11 protein-coding genes are annotated in these 22,164 nt (G+C 35.0%); all 11 read left to right on the top strand.

The window, feature by feature from the left end:
• Nucleotides 1–108 precede the first annotated feature (108 nt).
• The 11 genes from KF816_13555 (at nucleotide 109) to KF816_13505 (ending at nucleotide 22,030) form a co-directional block, all read left to right on the top strand.
• The gene (locus tag KF816_13555) at nucleotides 109–1,518 is read left to right on the top strand and encodes an MFS transporter (protein MBX3009039.1); all 1,410 of its coding nucleotides are present in this window, start codon (nucleotides 109–111) and stop codon (nucleotides 1,516–1,518) included.
• A 37-nt stretch (nucleotides 1,519–1,555) separates the two neighbouring features.
• On the top strand, nucleotides 1,556–2,548 hold the full coding sequence (locus KF816_13550; GenBank protein ID MBX3009038.1) for a glycoside hydrolase family 130 protein: 993 nt from the start codon (nucleotides 1,556–1,558) through the stop codon (nucleotides 2,546–2,548).
• 24 nt (nucleotides 2,549–2,572) lie between these two features.
• The gene (locus KF816_13545) at nucleotides 2,573–4,963 is read left to right on the top strand and encodes a N,N'-diacetylchitobiose phosphorylase (GenBank protein ID MBX3009037.1); all 2,391 of its coding nucleotides are present in this window, start codon (nucleotides 2,573–2,575) and stop codon (nucleotides 4,961–4,963) included.
• Nucleotides 4,964–5,269: 306 nt separating this feature from the next.
• Nucleotides 5,270–6,298: a LacI family DNA-binding transcriptional regulator gene (locus tag KF816_13540; protein MBX3009036.1), complete on the top strand. Its 1,029-nt coding sequence runs from the start codon at nucleotides 5,270–5,272 to the stop codon at nucleotides 6,296–6,298.
• Nucleotides 6,299–6,728: 430 nt separating this feature from the next.
• On the top strand, nucleotides 6,729–9,728 hold the full coding sequence (locus KF816_13535; protein MBX3009035.1) for a TonB-dependent receptor: 3,000 nt from the start codon (nucleotides 6,729–6,731) through the stop codon (nucleotides 9,726–9,728).
• Between the two features lie 179 nt (nucleotides 9,729–9,907).
• A complete protein-coding gene (locus tag KF816_13530) occupies nucleotides 9,908–12,178 on the top strand; it encodes a T9SS type A sorting domain-containing protein (GenBank protein MBX3009034.1) in 2,271 nt (756 codons plus the stop codon).
• A 230-nt stretch (nucleotides 12,179–12,408) separates the two neighbouring features.
• Nucleotides 12,409–14,157, top strand: a complete 1,749-nt coding sequence (locus KF816_13525; protein ID MBX3009033.1) for a peptidyl-prolyl cis-trans isomerase — start codon at nucleotides 12,409–12,411, stop codon at nucleotides 14,155–14,157.
• Entirely contained in the window at nucleotides 14,157–16,496 is a 2,340-nt protein-coding gene (locus KF816_13520) for a hypothetical protein (protein ID MBX3009032.1), read from the top strand. Before KF816_13525 ends, KF816_13520 begins: the two co-directional genes overlap by 1 nt.
• Before the next feature lie 249 nt (nucleotides 16,497–16,745).
• Entirely contained in the window at nucleotides 16,746–17,774 is a 1,029-nt protein-coding gene (locus tag KF816_13515) for a LacI family DNA-binding transcriptional regulator (GenBank protein MBX3009031.1), read from the top strand.
• A gap of 403 nt (nucleotides 17,775–18,177) precedes the next feature.
• On the top strand, nucleotides 18,178–20,496 hold the full coding sequence (locus tag KF816_13510) for a glycoside hydrolase family 3 C-terminal domain-containing protein (GenBank protein ID MBX3009030.1): 2,319 nt from the start codon (nucleotides 18,178–18,180) through the stop codon (nucleotides 20,494–20,496).
• A gap of 40 nt (nucleotides 20,497–20,536) precedes the next feature.
• Nucleotides 20,537–22,030 (top strand): MFS transporter, encoded by a 1,494-nt coding sequence (locus tag KF816_13505; GenBank protein ID MBX3009029.1) that lies wholly within the window; start codon nucleotides 20,537–20,539, stop codon nucleotides 22,028–22,030.
• Nucleotides 22,031–22,164: the final 134 nt, after the last annotated feature.

Here is a 22,164-nt window from a genome sequence, read left to right as displayed (position 1 = left end):
TTTTTTGTCATATTTAGCGGGTTAAGCTCTTTATTATTATTGATTTTGAAATTAGCTAAAAATGTTTCCACTGAATACAATTCATTTAATTCATAAAAAGAGGCAATCATGAGCGGTACTGATCAAAAATTATCATTAAAAGAAAAAGTTTCATACGGATTTGGTGATCTGGCATCTGTATTATATTGGCAGACCTTCATGTTATACTTTACTTATTTCTACACAGATATTTTCCTAATTCCGGCTAGTGTTGCCGCAACAATGTTTTTGTTGAGTCGTGTTTGGGATGCGGTAAATGATCCAATGATGGGAATAATTGCAGACCGTACCCGAACCCGCTGGGGGCATTTCAGACCTTATTTACTATGGTTGTGTGTTCCTTTTGCCGTAGTTGGCGTTTTTACTTTTACCGTGCCCGATTTTGGATTAGAGGGCAAAATTATTTGGGCGTATGTTACATTTATACTTATAATGATGTTATATACTGCAATCAATATACCTTATACCGCATTGCTTGGTGTTATATCTTCCGATTCACTGGAAAGAACTTCAGTATCATCAATAAAATTTTTATTTGCATTTTCTGCAGGTATAATAGTTTCTGCAACACTTCTTCCAATGGTAAAATTTCTTGGTGGCGGAAATGATGCAAGCGGATGGCAGCGTTCATTTATGGTTTATGGAGCGGCTGCAATTGTATTCTTCTTAATTGCTTTTAAAGGTACAAAAGAAAGAGTGCAGCCCCCAAAATCACAAGTGTCTTCTATTAAAAAAGATTTATTTGAATTAGTTACAAATACTCCTTGGCTTATTTTATTGATAACGACAATTACATTTATTCTCTTTGTCGCGGTTCGTTCAAGTGTTACTGTTCACTATTTTAAGTATGTGATTGGCACACAAAACTTATCATTGCCATTCTTAGGCGTAGGGAGTTACGATTTTGAAATGATTACTTCGGCATTTAACACTGTTGGACAAGTTTCGGCATTTCTTGGGGTGTTGACTGTAAGCTGGATTTCTAAAAAGATTGGCAAGCGTAATACATTCATTCTATATTTTGTTATCGCAATTATTAGCACCGGCATATATTATATTCTGGGACCGGGCCAAATGGCATTAATTTTCTTATTCCAGATCACTGGCTCTGCAACCGGAGGACCTTTAAGTGTAATAATTTGGGCTATGTATGCCGATACTGCTGATTATGGTGAATGGAAAAGGGGAAGGAGAACTACAGGATTGATTTTTTCCGCTTCAACTATGTCGCAAAAATTTGGATGGGCATTCGGCGCTTTCGTTGCTCTAAATCTTATGTCGCAAGTTGGATTTTCTCCCAATGAAGCTCAATCGCAAGATAGCTTAAATGGGTTAATAGCTTTATTTAGTATTATTCCTGCCGGACTTGGAATATTATCAATCATCATATCTTTATTCTATCCATTAACCGATAAGAAGGTAGCGGAAATTGGTGCAGAGCTTCAGCAAAGAAGAATTGAGCTAGGTGAGACTGTGTAATAATTTTAAATATTTTATAAATAATTCAGAGTGAAAAATGAGTAAAACAATAATTGGCGGAAGATTACCGAATATTCCGTGGGAAGAAAAATCAAAAGATTGTACTGATGTTGTTTGGAGATTCAGCGGTAATCCTGTAATTGATTGGAATCCGATTCCAAAAGCCGCGCGCGTGTACAATAGTGCCATAGTTCCGTTCAATAGTGAATTTGCCGGAGTATTTAGAGCTGATCAAAAAAATGGAAGAGCCACTCTATTTGCCGGCACAAGCAAAGATGGAATAAATATTAATCTGGAATTAGAACCTATTAGCTGGATAAATGAGGATGGAACCCCAAATCCAACTAGTTACGCATATGATCCTCGGGTTCTAAAATTAGATGATACTTACTACATTACCTGGTGCGATGATATGCATGGCGCATCAATTGGAATGGGCAAGACAAATGATTTTAAAACTTTTATTAGAATGCCAAACCCATTAATGCCCTTTAACAGAAATGGAGTTCTCTTCCCAAGAAAAATAGATGGTAAGTATAAATTATTGAGCCGACCAAGCGATAGCGGACATACTCCATTTGGTGATATTTTTTTAAGTGAGAGTCCCGATTTAATTTATTGGGGAAATCATAAACATGTAATGAGCAAGGGAGGTTCGGGCTGGTGGCAAGGTACAAAAATTGGTGCCGGACCTGTACCAATTGAAACAACTGAAGGATGGCTTTTATTCTATCATGGAGTTTCGGGAACATGTAATGGATTTGTATATAGTTTTGGCGCAGTAATTTTAGACATCGATGAACCAAGCAAAGTATTATATAGAACTAGAGATTATTTATTGACACCCGAAAAAAATTATGAAACAACCGGGTTTGTACCAAATGTTGCATTCCCATGCGCAAATTTGTTCGACGCTGAAACAGGAAGGATAGCTATCTATTATGGCGCCGCCGATACTTATACAGCTGTTGCTTTTACTCAAGTTGATGAATTGCTGAATTATATAAAAGCTAACTCAGAAGTATTTTGATTTTTCTTTTAAAAGGGAGTTTTCATGCAGTATGGTTTTTTTGATGATAAGAATAAAGAATATGTAATTGAAAGACCGGACACTCCAAGATCATGGAGTAATTATCTTGGCTCAACAGAATATGGCGCAATAATTACTAATAATGCCGGCGGTTATAGCTTTTATAAATCTGCCGCTCAAGGGCGATTTATGCGCTTACGATTTAATATTATTCCAATGGATCAACCTGGCAGATATTTTTACATTCATGATAAGGATAATAAAGATTTTTGGTCAACGTCATGGCAGCCAGTCGGAAAATCATTAAAAGAATATAAATCAGAATGCAGGCACGGCACAGCATACACAAAAATTTCATCTAAGTATTCAAACATTAAGACTGAATCACTTTACTTTGTACCACTCGGTAAAACATTCGAATGCTGGTTTCTAAAAATTACAAACAATGATGAAGTAAAAAGAAATTTAAGCGTCTTTACTTATGTTGAATATGCCAATAACTGGAATCAGAATCAGGATATGAACAATCTCCAGTACTCGCAGTATATATTAAAGATGGATGTTGTTGATAATATTATTGATCATGGCACAAATGTATACATGCCCGCTAACCCCGAAAACTTTCAGGATGATGGACAAAGCCGCCACACTTTCCTTGCAATACAAGGAGCTGAAGTAAAAGGATTTGATACCGACCGTGAAATATTTTTAGGACCTTACCGCACTTACGCAAATCCAATTGCAGTTGAGAAGGGAGAATGCAGTAATTCAATTGCAGTTGGTGATAATGGATGCGGTACTTTGCATGTCGATGTTGAATTGGCTCCAGATGAGACGAAAGAAATTATCGTATTAATGGGAATTGGATCGGCGGCGGTTGAAGGGAAAATTGCGATTAAAGAATTAGGTGATTCAAAAAAAGTATTGCTTGAATTCGAGAAACTCAAAAATTATTGGCATTCCAAAATTGATGGGATGACTGTTGAAAGTCCTGACAGAGATTTCAATAGTATGTTCAACACTTGGAATCCTTATAATAATTTAATGACTTTCGCATGGAGTCGTGCGGCAAGTTTAGTTTATTCTGGCGAGCGTGATGGACTTGGATACCGAGATACGGTTCAAGATATGCTAGGGATTATTCATGCAATTCCATCTGAAGTTAAAGATAGACTAGAATTAATGATAACCGGACAAGTTTCGAATGGTGGTGCGATGCCTGTAGTAAAGCCATTTGCGCACAAACCCGGTTATGAAAAAACACCTGATGATAAAGAATTTCGCTCCGATGATTGTATGTGGCTCTTCAATACTATACCAGCTTATGTTAAAGAAACCGGAGACATTTCATTTTATGAAAAAATTCTTCCATATGCCGATAAAGGAGAGGAATCAGTTTTTGCTCATTTAAAACGTGCCATCCAATTTAATCTTGATTACTCTGGTAAACATGGATTCCCATGCGGACTTTCGGCTGATTGGAATGATTGTCTCGTACTCGGTCAAGATGGTGAAACTACATTCGTAGCTTTTCAACTTAGATATGCGCTAAAAACTTATATTGAAATTGGAGAGCTATTGAAAAAGGATGATGAAATTAAGTGGGCATCAAATCATCTCAAAATTTTAGATATCAATTTAGAAAAGTATGCGTGGGATGGTGAGTGGTATTTGAGAGCGTATCGTGCCGATGGTTTAAAGTTTGGTTCAAAGGAAAATGATGAAGGATCAATATTTTTAGAACCCCAGCCATGGGCTGTAATAAGCGGGCATACTTCAAAAGAGCAATCCGAAAAATTACTAAATGTGGTCAATAAAAAATTATCAACAGATTTTGGAGTGATGATCTGTGATCCTCCGATTGAAAAAACAGATCCGCACGTTATCAAAGCCCGACTATTCAATAAAGGTATGAAAGAGAACGCATCTATTTTTCAGCACACACAGAGCTGGGTAGTAATTGCTGAAACTTTAATTGGCAGGGGAAATCTAGCATATGATTATTTTAGAAAGTTTATGCCCTCGGCATATAATTCTAAAGCGGAACTTCGTCAAACTGAACCCTATGTATATGCTCAATTTACCTGCAGTAAATATAATCCTCATTATGGATCCTCTAGATTGCCCTGGTTGAGTGGTACAGCCTCATGGGCATACTATACTGCGGCGCAATTTATTCTAGGCATTCAACCAGAATACAATGGATTAAAAATTGATCCATGCATTCCATCGGAATGGAGGGAAATTAGAATCTCGAGAAAATTCAGAGAGAAGAATTTTGATATCCTAATAAGTAATGAAACGAATTCTCAAAAAGGGGTTCAGAAAATCATTCTGAATGACAGAGAGATTGACGGAATTATAATTCCGGTAGAAATGATGCGGAATGATAATAAGGTCTTAGTGATATTGTAGAGATTGAATTAAAAATTAGGGAAACTTTTCTAAAGTTATAACTTAATTTATCTTTCTGCTATGTACCCATAGAGGTAAGTTCAAATTTTTAATTAGAAAGATTGAAGAATCATCAAATTTTAATTTTTGTAATTATTACTCACGCAAATGAAAATCGATGTCATTTGTTATGAATTTGGGAGAAAAAATAAATTTTTTAACTATGGATATTTTTGTTGCTTTTACTTTCCATTAAAAATATCTTTCCTTTAAGAAAATTAAACCGTTTCAATAATTCGGCGTATTGTAAAAATACCGGGGCTTTTAATGAAAAGAATTACGATAGTAGATGTAGCGAAAAAAGTAGGAGTATCAAAAGGGACAGTCTCAGCAGTAATAAATGGGAAGAATACAGTAAAACCGGCTACTCGTGATCAAATACTAAAAGTGATGAAAGAGTTAAATTTCCGCCCCAAGGGAGTAGCTCGAAACTTAAAAAATGGTGGACAAGAAAAAAGTATAGGAATAATATTAAAGGATTTGAACTATCCCTTTTATACAGCCATCGCCTCTGGCGCCAAAGAATACGCCAACAGTAAGGGTTATTCAGTACTGATAGCCAGTTCAGAAAATGAACATGATAGAGAGCAGAAACTATCACATTTATTTGCGACGAAGGATATCAAGGGGACCATAATCGCGCCGATAGTTGAGGGAGCCTCGGAGATAGAGCATCTATTTAAGCTAAGGATGATAAATTATCCATTTGTATTGTTGGAAGATGTAAAGGGAATACAGGCAAACGTAGTAGCCATAGATAACCTACGAGCAATCAAGAGAGCAGTAAAATATTTAATAGAAAGCGGTCATACAAAAATAGTGCACTTTGCCGGTCCTCCAAGTTCATCGCATACCCAGGAAAGAATAGAAGGATTCCGTCACGCATTTAGTGAAAGTACCTTGGCGTTCAATAAGCAGATGATAGTATCAGTAGGCTCAAATCATGAAGAAAGCTTTGCCAGGACGATAGAATACTTCAAGAGTTTACCACGAGAAGAATATCCAACAGCGATAGTATGTTTTAATGATATGCAGGCATTGGCGGTAATGACGTCATTGAAGGAGATGAATATAAGAGTACCGGAAGATGTATCGATAATCGGTAATGATGATATATATTACGCAAAGATGTTTCCGGTGCCATTAACAACGATAAGAGCGCCACAGAAAGAGATAGGAAGAAAGGCGGCAGAGATATTGATAAGAAATATCGAGTCAAATTCCACATTTACACCGGAAAGAGTAGTATTAGAAACTGAGTTTATAATACGTGAATCTTCTAGGGTACTTATTTAGAATTTACCTTTCTTATACTATATTCTATACTGTCTCTAAGTATTATAGATAGATATACAATCTTATCTTTGCGTTATCAACTTACCTTTGCAGAAAAGATCAAATATTAAATCCCCGTTTATTTTAGGTTTCTCACCAACAGTATTTCCAAAAGACTAAATGTATTTTTATAGTGAAAAGATTTTTTAGAATCCTTCCATGAAAATATTTTCGTGTTACTAATATTTTTTTCTTGACTATAAGTTAAGCAATCAATAATATTCTATTGAAACGTTTCAATATTATTTTAAACAGTTCATTTTTGGTTCAATTATAGTTAAAAAAGATTATAAAGTTATAACTATTTAATGAAGACATTTCCATTCTATATAAAATATTCAGCTAGTAATTAAATAAAATAAAGTCAAAACTAACAACTGGGTATAAAGTTATGAACTTCGCTAAAGCTTTTTTATCTGCACTAATACTTACCATATTTATATCATCAGCTAACCTCGCTCAAACTAGATATGGCCGTGTTCAAGGTACCATACTTGATGTTACAACCGGCGAAACATTATTTGGCGCGAATGTTATGCTGAAAGGAACAAGTTTGGGTAGTGCGACAGGGGTGGATGGAAATTATCTTATCACACAAATTCCACCTGGGCCATATACTTTAATTGTAAGATATATTGGATATGAGGCTCAAGAATTTGATATTCAAGTAGAGGAAGGCAAAACACTACAACTCAATGTCCGGTTGAGTAGCCAGACTATTGAAGGGGAGGAAGTTGTTGTTACTGCACAAGCTCAAGGGCAAAAGGGAGCGATCAACCAACAGATAACATCAAAGACAATTAAAAATATAGTTTCATCAGAGCGTATTCATGAATTACCCGATGATAATGCCGCAACTGCGCTTAGCCGCCTCCCCGGACTTTCTATTCAGCAAGGAGATAAAGTTGTTATCAGAGGTATTCAATCAAAAATGAATGTGATTTTGGTTAATGGCGTTCAACTTCCATCTACAGATGTGAATGACCGTTCCACAAATTTGGGCTTTATTTCATCAAATATGCTTTCAGGTATAGAAGTCGTAAAATCAATTACACCAGATATGGATGCAAATGCAATTGGTGGTGTTGTTAATTTACGTTTGAGAGAAGCTCCAAAAGAATTCCGCTTCGATGTTATGGGACAGGGTAGTTATAACACACAGGATCGAACTAGCGATAATTATAAGTTTTGGGCTAGCGCAAGCAATCGGTTTCTCGACAATAAATTAGGTGTATTTCTTCAGGGAAATATTGACCGCTCTAATCATGGTAATGATGTAGCTGGTGCTGCATATGCTCGAATGGGTGTGGGCGGCGATCGTCCATACGGAGAAGCAACGTACGGCATGAATAGTTTCACTTATAGAGATGAATTAAATATAGTTCAGAATTATGGCGCAAGTTTAATTCTTGACTATGAACTGCCAAATGGAAAATTAATTTTACAAAACACAATTGCACACACAGATAATAATTTATCAGCGTTTCGCGATCAACTCGATTTTGTGAGTACTCAAAGAATTTACACTTTGAATCGAGATAAACATAATAAAGAACTGATGATTAACTCTCTGCAAGGTGAATATGCATTTGGTGACTTAAAATTAAACCTAGGGTTATCACATTCTTATAGTGATAAAAATACTGATTTAAGGTATGGGGATCCCGGTGAAAATTACGGTTTCAAAAATCAGAGCTCAACAACTCCATCTTTTGCGGCAATGCCAGAAGCACAAAGACTAAAGTTAACGCCTGAAGATATTTATAAGATGTACCTTAATCCAGATGATTGGAAAGTTGCTACTATTTATGCATGGGCAGGAACTCGTGAGGAAGCTTTCAAACAAAATTTATATACAGGTAATATTGACTTAACTTATCCTCTTTCTCTATCACAAGATTTCTCTTCAGAACTTAAAATCGGCGGTAAAATTAATTATTCAAAACGTACAAATGATTTGGAACGTACCTACTGCCGTATTACTGAACCACAGCAAAACAAGGGCGCGGCAGATTTTCTCAGAAGTATTGGTGCCAATCCAGATATAGTACTTCAGTTTAAAGATTTTAGAAATTCAGATTATAAGAGAGGTGATTATTTTCTGAATGGCGACTATAAAATGGGTAATGTAATAAATATTGATTTGATGGATCAGTTCATGACTTTAGCTCCTCCACTATGGGTTCCCGGTCGTCACGTTTCTGATTCCAGAAGAAATGATTTTGATGGTAATGAAACATTTACAGCAGCTTATGCAATGGGTGAATTTAATTTAGGTTCGCGTCTTTCAATTATTACCGGTGTTAGATTTGAGCATTTTAACATGGATTACAAAGCTAACTTTATTTTCGTAACGCATGAAGTTGATGGCGTGTCTAAAATCTTAGATACTCTGAATACTGCAAATAAAAACGATGATAGATTATTCCCAAATTTACAAATCCGTTACAAAGTAACAGATTGGAGTGACTTACGTTTAGCTTATACCGAATCTATTTCACGCCCCGATTTTCAGGCAATGCTGCCAAATACTTATGTCGGAAACGCCAATGCAGGTCAGGCAGGCAACCCATTATTAAGACCTACAATTTCACGTAATTTGGATGCTTTTCTATCATTTTATAATAATGAAATAGGATTATTTACCATTGGTGGTTTTTATAAAAGATTAACTGATATATTCTATGCCACTACAATATACTATCAAAATCTAGAATTTTTTAATTCAGCATTTCCAAAAGCCGAAACTTTTGATGCTCTTAAATTACAGAAAATGTCGGTTGGCGCAAATATTCAAACTTACGTTAACAATCCTCATCCAGCAAAAATTAGAGGGTTTGAATTAGACTGGCAAACCAACTTCTGGTATTTACCGCAACCATTTAATTCTCTAGTCTTGAATATAAACTATACAAGAGTATGGTCTGATATGGATTATCAGCAAATTAGAAATATTGATTCCACATATACTTATAGAGACGCGCAGAATAGATTGCGCGTTGGTCATGCTTACCTTTCACGCGATACAGTTCGTAACGCTCGTTTACTTTACCAGGGCGATCATATTCTTAATGTTGCTTTGGGTGTTGATTACAAAGATTTCTCTGCAAGAATTTCTTTCAATCTTCAGGGTGATGTTATCACTTCGGTTGGTGGTCGTCCAGAAGAAGATTCTTTTACAGGAAATGTTTATAAATGGGATTTTACTATTCAGCAAAAACTACCTATCAAGGGCTTAAGTATAGCATTTAATGGCACAAATATTTTCCATTCCCCAATCAAAAATTATCAGAAATTCAGAAGAGATGTAAATGGGGAAGTACTGGAGAATCTTACTCAAACGCTTTATTCCCCCAGAAGGTTTGAAGTTAATCTTCGTTATAGTCTGTAATTCAAATTCTTTAACTCCCGGTTAATCCGGGAGTTATTATAGATGAAATACTTTTTCAGTATATAAAATTTTGAATTATTAAGTGAGGTTATCGGGATTAAACACACAACTAATTATTTTATCAACTAAACCAATTCTTTAATTCATTTATTTATTAACAATAATGTAAGAGGCCCATTATGAAAAAAGTTGTAACTATTTTCTTGCTGTTCTTTTTAGTTTCCCTTACATCATTCTATGCTCAATCATTGAATGATTATGTTTCAGAAGTTAGAGGAGATACTCTCGTCATTAAAGATTTTATTGACATGAATGCTCCAAGTAGTATTATTAATGCTGTTGAGTTGGACTTAGCAGCACCAGCTGGAAGAGTTTATATGTTGAAAAAAGGCGGTTATTATCCACTATCCAGAGGATTTGATACCCCCGATTCAAGAACAGTTACAATAGTTGGTGCAGATCGTACCCGTTTAGCTGTTTCTAAAAGTGTTGATATGCCTCCAATAATTTGCGGTTTTTCACAAGAAGGCTCTGATAATACCGGCAATATTAACTTTAAAAATGACCTGACTGTTAAAAACGCTATTGTTATGCCTGCTATCGAAAATGGCGGATTGGGCTGGGCTTTCTTCGGTGCTTCTGCCGTGGGTAAAAAATTAACTTTAGAAAATGTTTTAATGGAACATACCCGCTGGGTATTTATCCAATCAAATGACTGGGCAGATACAAAAATTTATTTGAGTGACTGTTATTTTGTAAACGCTGTTGGTCAGCCTTGCAGACGTAATGGCGGTGTTTATGATAACGTAGGTACAAATACGGATGTTTTAAATGTTGAAAATACTACTCATGTAATGTTCCAAGGAATGAGTTATAAGTTTAGAAATTTTGCTGTTAACACTGCTTTCTTCAATCACAATACATTTGTTAACTGCTCAGGCCAATTATTCCCAACATTTGGTTACCAAAGCAATTGGGTTGTTACAAACAACTTGTTTGTTAATAGCAACGTCCAAGGTTATTCACCTGGCTTAGATGTTGGTGAAACCGATCAAGATAATTTACCAATGGGTATAATTAACGTTGCCGATCTACCTGCAGGTATGACCGGAACAAAAGCCGACAGAAAAATTCTTGTTGACGCAAATGGTGTTTTCTGGGATGCAAGACTTAGTCAAATAGTAACTAACTTGAATAATAACAGTGTTAATGGTGTTAAAGATTGGGTTACACAAATGATTACCATGAACACACGAACCAAAGGTATGTTCGATAACAATGCTGATTATCCAAAACTTACCGAAGGTAAATGGATTATGGGCGGAGATCCTGCTTTCGTTAAACCTCTTAACCTATTAACAGATGCCGTTGATGATCTAATTGAATGGAGCAGCAAATGTGCGGCTGAAGATAATACCGTTACAATGCCGGTATGGAGAACTGAAGGAAATCCTGCTTCAACAAACTATATTTATCCCGACTGGCCACTACCAGTTGATCTTTCATACACAAACCCTGCATATCTAACAGCTGGTTTCGCTGGAATGCCATTAGGCGATTTGAACTGGTTCCCGGCTAAAAAAGCTACTTGGAATGCTCAAAAAGCAGTTGAACATGCTGCAATTCAAGCCGCTCTTAATAACGGTACCGTTTTAGTTGGTGCTGCTGGCCCTGTTAATACTAATGGTGGTTTCGAAGCTGCTGCAGTTGGTGTTGCTACAACAATTCAAGGATGGGGACTGAATAAGTCTGCCAGCATTAATCCTCAACCTGTATTTGAAGTTGTTGGTACAGGCGCTCAAGAAGGTAGCAAAGCATTAAAGCTTACTATTGGAGCAGTTGGAACAAACGCATGGGATATCGAATTGCTATGTGATAAAATTCCAGTTGAACCAGGCGCTACTTATGTTTACACAGCATGGCTAAAATCTGAACCAACTGGTGGTACAGCTGATTTAACAGTTGGTAACAAAGCATATTCTGAATATGGCTCAATTAGACCAGCGGCTCTAACAGACCAATGGAAGGAATTTAAATTTGAATTTAAGATTACTGATCAAGAAACAGAAATTAGAGGTCCAATGCACTTTAGCAAAGCCGCAAATGTCGGTAAAGCAATTTATGTGGACAATCTAACTATAGTTAAAAAGACTGTTTCTGATGTTAAGGAATTGGATGTGCTTCCAACAGAATATACTTTAACTCAAAACTATCCTAATCCTTTCAACCCAACAACACTTATTAACTTCTCAATTCCGAAAGCTGGAAACGTTACATTGAAAGTGTATAACACATTAGGACAAGAAGTTGCTACATTGGTTGATGAGTATAAGAGTGCTTCAACCTATCAAGTAAACTTTGACGCTTCTGATCTTTCAAGTGGTGTTTATGTTTATACATTAAGAGTTGATGGTCAAGCATTCTCGAAAAAAATGATGCTTGTTAAGTAATTTATAATTTTCGGATTATAATTTGTTGACTAAACCCCGGTAAAGATAAATTGCCGGGGTTTTGTTCTTACACTAATACAAATTCTTTCTATCCCAATTTCAAACCCATTTAAACATGATCAAAATTGGCAATAATATTAGTGCTGTATGGTTTGAAATTATGCGCAGCTAAATTTTTTGAACTTTTAATTGTATTTTAACAATACTAATGATCTAACCCGAGGATATTAATGAAGTTGATTATTTATTTAGTATTGGCATTTTATCTTAGTTCAACTTTCAGTTCTGGTATTAATGCTCAGCCGAAAAATGAAAATTCAAATATAATTGCCAGAATAAACGAGAACTATACTGTAACATTTGACGACTTAAAAAAATATGTCAAAGATTGGATGTTCGATAAAAAGTATCCAAATAAAACAGACGCCTATCTGAATGCACTAGACGCATTATTAATTAATCAAATGAAAAGATTTGATTTTTTTGAGAGAGGATTGGATAGAGACAAAAAATTAATCCAAAACGTTCAAAGGGTTATTAATGAAGAACTAACAATAAAATATTTTGAAAAATATTTTATGGGTAAATATACCAGCGAAGCAAATATGCTTGATGCTTACAATAAAATGGGTAAAGAGGTAGTAAGCAGGCAAATTGTATTATATAAAAAGGAAAATGCAACCCCCAAACAGATCGATTCATTAAAAAGAAAAACTCTTCAAATAAAATCCGATGTTGATAAGGGCAAAAAGTTTGAAAATCTAGTTGCAAAATACTCCCAGGAGACAACTTCGAAAAATTCCAAAGGATACACATCGCCTGTTACTTGGGAGCAAAGTCTTGCGGACCCGGTATTTAATACAATATTTAATTTGAAGCCTGGTGATGTGAGAATTATTGAAACCAACGATTCGTTTGTGATAGTAAATGTTACATCTATTAATAAATTATCAGTTGAACCCTTCGAAGAGATAAAGGGTACAGTAGAGCAAAAACTCCGGAGCGGTTATTTTGATACCGCATTAAAGGAATTTGATGATTTTAAAAAGACATTTGTTGATGAATCATCCATAGTATGGAATGAAAAGTCAATAAAGAAAATTGTTGAATGGTCACAAAATTCGAAATTTTATTCCCAACTTTATGAAACAACAATTACACAAGAAATTTTGCAAAATGGGAATGACACAATTCTAACATATTCCAATAATGTTGTTGACTTAAAAGAATTTCTGCGGTTACTTGATGAAATACTAATTTTAAATTCTTCTGAAAGAACCAACGAAAAAAATATTAAAGAATTTTTGCTTGAATCAATTATGCTGGATTATGTGGTTAAAAAAGCCAATGAAAACAATTTCTTGAGAGATATATTTAATCCATTTACTAATAATTCTGTAATTAAAAACAGGCTTGTTTGGATGTACAATAAAGCAGTTATAGAGTCACAGATTGAAGATACTACTTCTGTTGTACTTCAAAAATTTTATGATGCTCAGAAAGATTCACTCTATTATCAGTTAGATAAGGTGAATATTTACGCATTAATTTTTCCAAATAAAAGTGACGCTGATAGCGCAGCGAATAAAATTCGATCGGGAACCCCTTTTGAAAAAATAATGGATAGATGGTTTGTAAAAACTTATATAATAAACCGGGAAGGGAATTATAATTCCTTTTTAAGCAAAGAAAAACCTTACCTGGCAGAAGAAGCTTTCAAATTACAACTTGGAGAGATCGCTGGTCCTATTGAATTTGAGGATGATATTAAGGGAAAGCAGTACGCTATAATTAAATGTGTTGGTAGGCAGAATCAAAAACAACTTACTTATAGCGATGTTAAAAACAAAATCGGCAACGATTATAGAACTTATTATTACGAAAAAATTTCGAAAGAAAATGAGATTATGCTTAAAAGCAAATTCAATTTAGAGATTAATGAAGCAGTTCTAAACAATTTAATATCTACCGATAAGTAATGAATAATATCAAAGCTGTTAAACTGAATATACTGATTGTATCTGCTGTCATAATCTGCTTTGAAATAATATCTACAAGAATTTCATCGGTTATTTTTGTTCAGAATTATGCGTTTATTATTATTTCGCTCGCAATTCTTGGATTGGGAAGCGGTGGAGTGTTTTCCTTTTATAAAATTAAATCTGACGACACTCAGAGAATATTATCGAAGTTTATTTTTCTAACCGGGTCAGCGCTCCTTCTATTCATTATTGCAGTAATCGTATTCGAGGTCACTAACCAGGTAATTTATTTCATTCTCTTGTACATCCCCTTTTTTTTGGCGGGTATTGTCTATGCGCAGCTCTTTAAGTCATTTGCCCATTATAGTTTTGTGCTGTATTCATTCGATCTATTGGGTGCCGCAATTGGCTCATCAATTTCACTTATAACTTTTTATTTTTTTAATGCTCAAAACGCAGTAATATTTTTGGGACTAATTCTAGTTGTGTCTTCTTTAAGTTTTGTAAAAGAAGTTTCAAAAGTAAAATTAATAGCAGGCTATTGTACTCTGTTATTGTTGCTCGTTGGTTTAATAATTAGCGGTAAAAAGAACTTCATTGGAAATGTACCTATCGGCAATTTCCCCGAAAAGGATTTTTATCATGTTTACGATAATGTAAATGCGGAACCCAGAATTATAGATAGCCGGTGGAGTATTTATGGCAGATCGGATTTTGTGGAGTACAGTCATCAAGATATTGTTAAACATCTTTTTGTAGATGGAGCCGCAGGAACCCAGATGTATAAGTTTAATGGAAGTATCGAGAATCATGATAAACAGCTGAATAAATTGTTGCTCTACCATTCAAACTCCATTCCTTTTTTATTTCTAACTCAAGAAGAAAAAAATAATATGCTTGTCATTGGTCCTGGCGGAGGTAAAGAAGTATTAACGGGACTGCTTGGCGGTGTTGAAAAAATAACAGGTGTAGAGGTTAACCCCGACTTTGTAGATATCGTAAAGGAATATAAAAATTATAATGGCGGCATTTATACAGATTTTCCTAATGTAGATATTCAAATTGCAGAAGGAAGGCATTTTATAAATAGCTCTCAACATAAATATGATATTATACTTATGGCTCTCGCATCAACCGAGCAGCTTCAGAATATTGATGGGCTTGCATCAAATGAAAATTATCTTTTAACCGTTGAAGCTATCAAAGATTTTCTTAAAAATTTATCCCCCGAAGGCAGACTTATTTTTACAGTGCATAATAGGTGGGAACTAGTTCGTATAATAGTTACAGCTTTGTATGCTTTTGATGAAATCGGCATCGATAATTATGAAGCTCTTAATCATTTTTTAATCTTAGGTGGAGATTATTCTCCGACAGTTGTTATAAAGAAAAATAAATTCTCTGAAAAAGAAATTGTGGCAACAGTTAATTATGCTAAAACTTTACCTAAAGATTTTCCTCGTGTAACATTCTTACCATATAATTGGGAGAAAATTGGGAACTCCATAGAAAATATTTTGATGAAAACCATTTATGAAAAAAGAGTTTCGCTAGAAGACTATATTGATAACGACAGGTATGATATATCACCGGTTAGGGATGACAGTCCTTTCTTTTACAAGATAAATAGAGGGGTGCCGGGTGATTATTTAAAATTATTGATATCCGTTTTGTTATGCGGTTTAGCGATAATTATGATCCCTTATTTCAAAATTAAGAGCAGTTTAAATAAAACTAAAAATGATAGAAAGCTCATACTATTACCCCTCCAAATTATTGTAAGTATTGGTCTAGGTTTTATGATTCTGGAAATATCTCTCTTTCAAAAATTTATATTATATCTGGGATCAGCTACTATCTCATTGTCAATTTTATTGGGATCATTACTTGTTGGTATGGGTGTTGGTAGTTTTTATGGAGGAAAAATTCATCCTAATAATCATATTAAGCGATTGAGGTTAATTTCTCTACTTATAATTTGTGTCGGTGCTTCCTCATTTATTTTATATCCATTGATTTTACAAGAGCTAATGGTTTATAGCCAAACATTGCGTTCGGTTGTTTGCTTTATACTACTTCTTCCTCTCGGTTTTATACTTGGCATTCCATTCCCTTCATGTTTACAAATTCTAAAACAACACAAGATTGAGAAATATATTCCTTGGATGTATGGAGTAAACGGCATAATGTCTGTTACCGGCTCAATTTTATCGATAACACTATCGATGTTATTTGGTTTTACTATCTCTTTTTTTGTTGGGTTATCTTTTTATGTTATTGTTTTTGGCATAGCTAATAATCGCTTGCGATCTGAAGTTGTTTCCAGTACTAAATAAAGTTGGATTTGCTCAAACAGTACTTCAGAAATGAAAATATTAACATCAATATTTATGAATAATTATAACTGCTCGTTAATTTTTGTTACTAGATCATCAGAAATTATTATTTGCACTATGAATTTTCTAATTACTAAAGTAGTGTTTATCAAATGTAATAAATACGCTCTTGGATTCTGAAAAACACAATTAAGCTCTTGTAAAAAATATATATAATTTATTTGGCCTTTTTTTAATGCCGGAGAGGATATGAAAAGAATTACGATAGTAGATGTAGCGAAAAAAGTAGGAGTATCAAAAGGGACAGTCTCAGCAGTAATAAATGGGAAGAATACAGTAAAACCGGCTACTCGTGATCAAATACTAAAAGTGATGAAAGAGTTAAATTTCCGCCCCAAGGGAGTAGCTCGAAACTTAAAAAATGGTGGACAAGAAAAAAGTATAGGAATAATATTAAAGGATTTGAACTATCCCTTTTATACAGCCATCGCCTCTGGCGCCAAAGAATACGCCAACAGTAAGGGTTATTCAGTACTGATAGCCAGTTCAGAAAATGAACATGATAGAGAGCAGAAACTATCACATTTATTTGCGACGAAGGATATCAAGGGGACCATAATCGCGCCGATAGTTGAGGGAGCCTCGGAGATAGAGCATCTATTTAAGCTAAGGATGATAAATTATCCATTTGTATTGTTGGAAGATGTAAAGGGAATACAGGCAAACGTAGTAGCCATAGATAACCTACGAGCAATCAAGAGAGCAGTAAAATATTTAATAGAAAGCGGTCATACAAAAATAGTGCACTTTGCCGGTCCTCCAAGTTCATCGCATACCCAGGAAAGAATAGAAGGATTCCGTCACGCATTTAGTGAAAGTACCTTGGCGTTCAATAAACAGATGATAGTATCAGTAGGCTCAAATCATGAAGAAAGCTTTGCCAGGACGATAGAATACTTCAAGAGTTTACCACGAGAAGAATATCCAACAGCGATAGTATGTTTTAATGATATGCAGGCATTGGCGGTAATGACGTCATTGAAGGAGATGGATATAAGAGTACCGGAAGATGTATCGATAATCGGTAATGATGATATATATTACGCAAAGATGTTTCCGGTGCCATTAACAACGATAAGAGCGCCACAGAAAGAGATAGGAAGAAAGGCGGCAGAGATATTGATAAGAAATATCGAGTCAAATTCCACATTTACACCGGAAAGAGTAGTATTAGAAACTGAGTTTATAATACGTGAATCTTCTAGGGTGCTTATTTAGAATTTACCTTTCCCCCAAGAACAGCATTAAAATAAATTGTAAAATCTTTTACAAGAAATTAGTAAAATTCAATTTTGAAACACACACCATGTCTTTAATTATTTATCAAAAAAAATAGCATCTAACTACGACCAATCAATCTGTTTTTTATTGACATTTAGAAAAATACTCTATATTATTAAATCGGTTCAATTTTGATTGAACTGATACAAATCAAAATAACGTTAAAATCTTTTACTTTTTTGTTAAATGTTTTATCGAAGAAAAAAAATATTCTGATGATTAAAAATGTAATGAGTTTATTGAAGAATATAACAAGACATAATTTGTTTAAAAATTAGTGCTCAGATAGATTAAAAAATTTCTAAAACCGTTATCAATAACTTTAAAATGGAATAGATAAATGGAATCAAATTTTAGTGACAAAATTCTTGCTACTCAAGAAGAATTGAACGACTACAAAAATTATAATTTACCAATTGATCAAAGAGTCAGAGATTTAATAAGCAGAATGACGCTTGAAGAGAAAGTTGCACAAATGTTATGTATTTGGGGTGATAAGAAAAAAGTAATAATGAATGAAGAGGGTAATCTTGATTTTTCAAAGTTACCTGAATATTTAAAAGATGGCATTGGTCAGATTGGTAGAATTAGTGATACAGCGGGGGGAAGAAACGCAAAGGAGATGGCTCAGCTTTCGAATGATCTTCAAAAATATTTTGTGGAAAATACCAGGCTGGGGATTCCTGCTATTTTTCATGAAGAATGTCTGCATGGTATAGCTGGCCCAGAAGCAACAAGTTATCCTCAACCAATAGGTTTAGCGGCATCATTTAATCCTGATTTAATAGAAAAAATTTATTCTTCAATAGCTGAAGATGTAAGAAGTCGAGGAGCTCATCAAGCTTTAACTCCTGTAGTTGATGTCGCACGTGAACCAAGATGGGGAAGAGTTGAAGAAACTTTTGGCGAAGATCCATACCTGGTTACACAATTAGGAATTGCTGCAGTTAAAGGTTTTCAAGGGGATGGAACATTTAAAGATAAAAAACATGTGATCGCGACTTTAAAACATTTTGCAGCTCATGGACAGCCGGAATCGGGTACCAACTGCGCTCCTGTGAATATTTCTGAGAGAGTACTCCGCGATACTTTCCTTGTTACATTCAAAGAGGTAATTGAGAAAGCAAACGCAATGAGCGTGATGGCATCCTACAATGAAATTGATGGCGTATCTTCTCATGCAAGTAAATGGCTTTTACGCGAAGTGCTGAGAGAGGAATGGGGCTTTGAAGGATTTGTTGTTTCAGATTATTATGCGGTTACTGAATTAAATTTGAGACCCGAAGCAATAAGCCATTGTATGGCAAAAGATAAAAGTGAAGCGGCAATTCTCGCAGTTAATGCCGGTGTTAATATTGAACTGCCCGATCCTGACTGCTATCCTAATCTGGTTCAGTTAGTGAATGAGGGAAGGGTTGAAGAATCTGTTATTGATGAATTGGTCGCCCCTTTGCTCAAGTATAAATTTTTAATGGGATTATTTGATGATCCTTATGTTGATCCAGAATTAATTAACGCTGAAAAGAGACTTCAAGCAGATAGAGAAATTGCTCTGCAAGCCGCCCTCGAAACAATAACACTCCTCAAAAATGATAATAATATCTTACCATTGGACCCAAACCAGAAAAGGACAGTAGCGGTTATTGGACCAAATGCTGACCGGAAAATGTTAGGTGGATACAGCGGTAAACCTGTTCATTATGTAAGTGTACTTGAAGGAGTCAAGGATAGATTAGCCGGCATTGCAGAAATATTATATCATGAAGGATGTAGAATAACCGAAGGTGGATCATGGGATGAGGATGTAGTTACATTCCCCGATCCCGAATTAAATAAAAAATTAATTGTGGAAGCCGTTGAGGTTGCTAAAAAAGCCGATATAATTTTCCTTGCTATTGGAGATAATGAACAAACCTCACGCGAAGCATGGAATAATAACCACATGGGAGATCGATCATGTCTGCAATTGTTTGGGCAGCAAAATGATTTAGTACTAGCACTAAGCAAATTGGGAAAACCAATTATCGCAATTCTTTTTAATGGCAGACCAATAGCACTTACGAATATTCAAGATAATTTTAATGCGGTGCTTGAATGTTGGTATCTCGGTCAGGAAACCGGAAATTCAATTGCCAAGGTAATATTTGGTGAATATAATCCTGCTGGTAAATTACCAATTTCAATTCCCCGTTCTGCCGGCCACGTTCCATGTTATTATAATTATAAACCTTCGGCTAGAAGAGGATATCTGGATTCAGAGATATCAGCAATCTATCCATTTGGATTTGGGTTAAGTTATACAACTTTCTCATTCTCAAACCTGAAATTACAGAAAGAAAAAATTTCGGTAGATGAATCAACAGAAATTTCTATCGATGTTACTAATACAGGCAAAGTTACAGGAGCAGAAGTTGTTCAATTGTACATCCGCGATATCTATAGTTCTGTAACACGGCCGGTAAAAGAATTAAAAGGATTTGAAAAAGTAGTATTAAAACCAAATGAAACCAAAACAGTAAAAATTAAAGTTACTCCGAATTCTCTTGCTTTCACAAATATTGATAAACATTTTGTGGTAGAGCCTGGAGAATTTGAGTTGATGATTGGAAACTCATCGAGAGATGAAGATTTACAGAAAACAATATTGACCGTAGTATAAAAATAACTAATTGTTGATTAACTAATTCTTGAGGTAATAAGTGCAAACGGGTACCGGAAAATTATCAGTTAAAGAAAAAATTGGATACGGATTTGGGGATGCAGCTGCAAATTTTGTTTTCCAAACTATGCTCATTTTTCAATTAGGTTTTTACACAGATGTATTTGGAATAAGCGCAGCAGCAGCAGGTACATTATTATTAGTTGGTAGAGTATGGGATGGTATATTTGATCCTTTTATGGGCGCAATTGCAGATAAAACCAATACTCGCTGGGGAAAATTTAGACCCTGGTTAATATGGACTGCTCTACCATTCGCAGTAATTTTTGTATTAGCATTTTCTACACCAGATTTCAGCGTTGGTACAAAATTAATTTACGCCTATGTTACTTATCTTTTACTTATGATGGTCTATTCGGCAAATAATCTTCCTTATGCAGCATTAAGTGGCGTTATGACCGGCGATGTTAATGAAAGAACCAGTCTTTCATCATATCGATTTTTCTTTGCTATGGTTGCTGCTTTTATAGTGCAAGGTTTAACGCTTCCTCTAGTTGCAAAATTTGGACAAGGCGATGTTCAAAAAGGATGGTCGATGACAATCGGTTTATTCGCTCTCATTTGCGTTGTTTGCTTTATAATTACTTTCTTTGCTGTAAAAGAGAGAATTAAACCCAATCCAGCACAAAAATCCTCCCCAGTACAAGATTATAAGGCGCTTCTTAAAAATCGACCATGGATTTCAATGTTCAGTTTAACATTATTCCTCTTTATTACTCTTGCTCTTTGGGGAACCGCAATGTATTACTACTTTACCTATTTTATAGACAAAAACGCGCTTTATACATTTCTTGAGGGTTGGGGATTAGTAACTGCTGACCTATCGATCAAATCTGCGACTTGGTACTATTCTGTATTGGATTCATTTGGATTGATTGCGTTAAACGATCAGAGCAATATAACTTCGGTAGGATTTAGTTTATTTAATATGCTGGGTCAGTTAATAATGATTATTGGCGTTGTGCTTTCTAAGCCATTATCAATGCGTTTTGGAAAAAGACTTGTATTCATGGTGGGTTTATTTTTTACCGCACTATTTACAGCATTATTTTATGCATTACCATCCGATGCTGTTGGATTAATTTTTATTGTAAATCTTCTTAAATCTCTTGCTTACGGTCCAACAATTCCATTGTTATGGGCAATGATGGGGGATGTTGCCGATTATGCGGAATGGAAAACTTACCGCCGTGCCACCGGGGTTGTATTTGCAGGAATAGTATTTGCGCTAAAAGCGGGTTTAGGATTTGGCGGCGCTATTTGCGGTTGGTTATTGGCCGCATACGGTTATACTCCGAACGATACACAATCTGCAAGTTCTTTATTGGGAATAAAAATGACAGCAAGTATTTATCCGGCAATAACATTCTTTTTAGGTGTTGTAGCACTCTTCTATTATGGTATCGACAAAAAATTAAATATAGAAATTCAGGATGAGTTAGCTGAGAGAAGAAAATCATTTAAAACTGAGTAACGACCTTATATAAATAACTTTTCAAATAAGGAGGAAAAAAATATAATTATGATTAGGTCGATTATGGGAGCTAATCCTTAATCATAAGAATTATTTAACTAGAAAGTGTTTTCGTCATAATGTGAATCATTAGT

It is taken from the genome of Melioribacteraceae bacterium (assembly GCA_019638015.1).
Taxonomy (GTDB): domain Bacteria; phylum Bacteroidota; class Ignavibacteria; order Ignavibacteriales; family Melioribacteraceae; genus JAHBUP01.
This window is presented reverse-complemented; position numbering and strand designations above follow the sequence as displayed.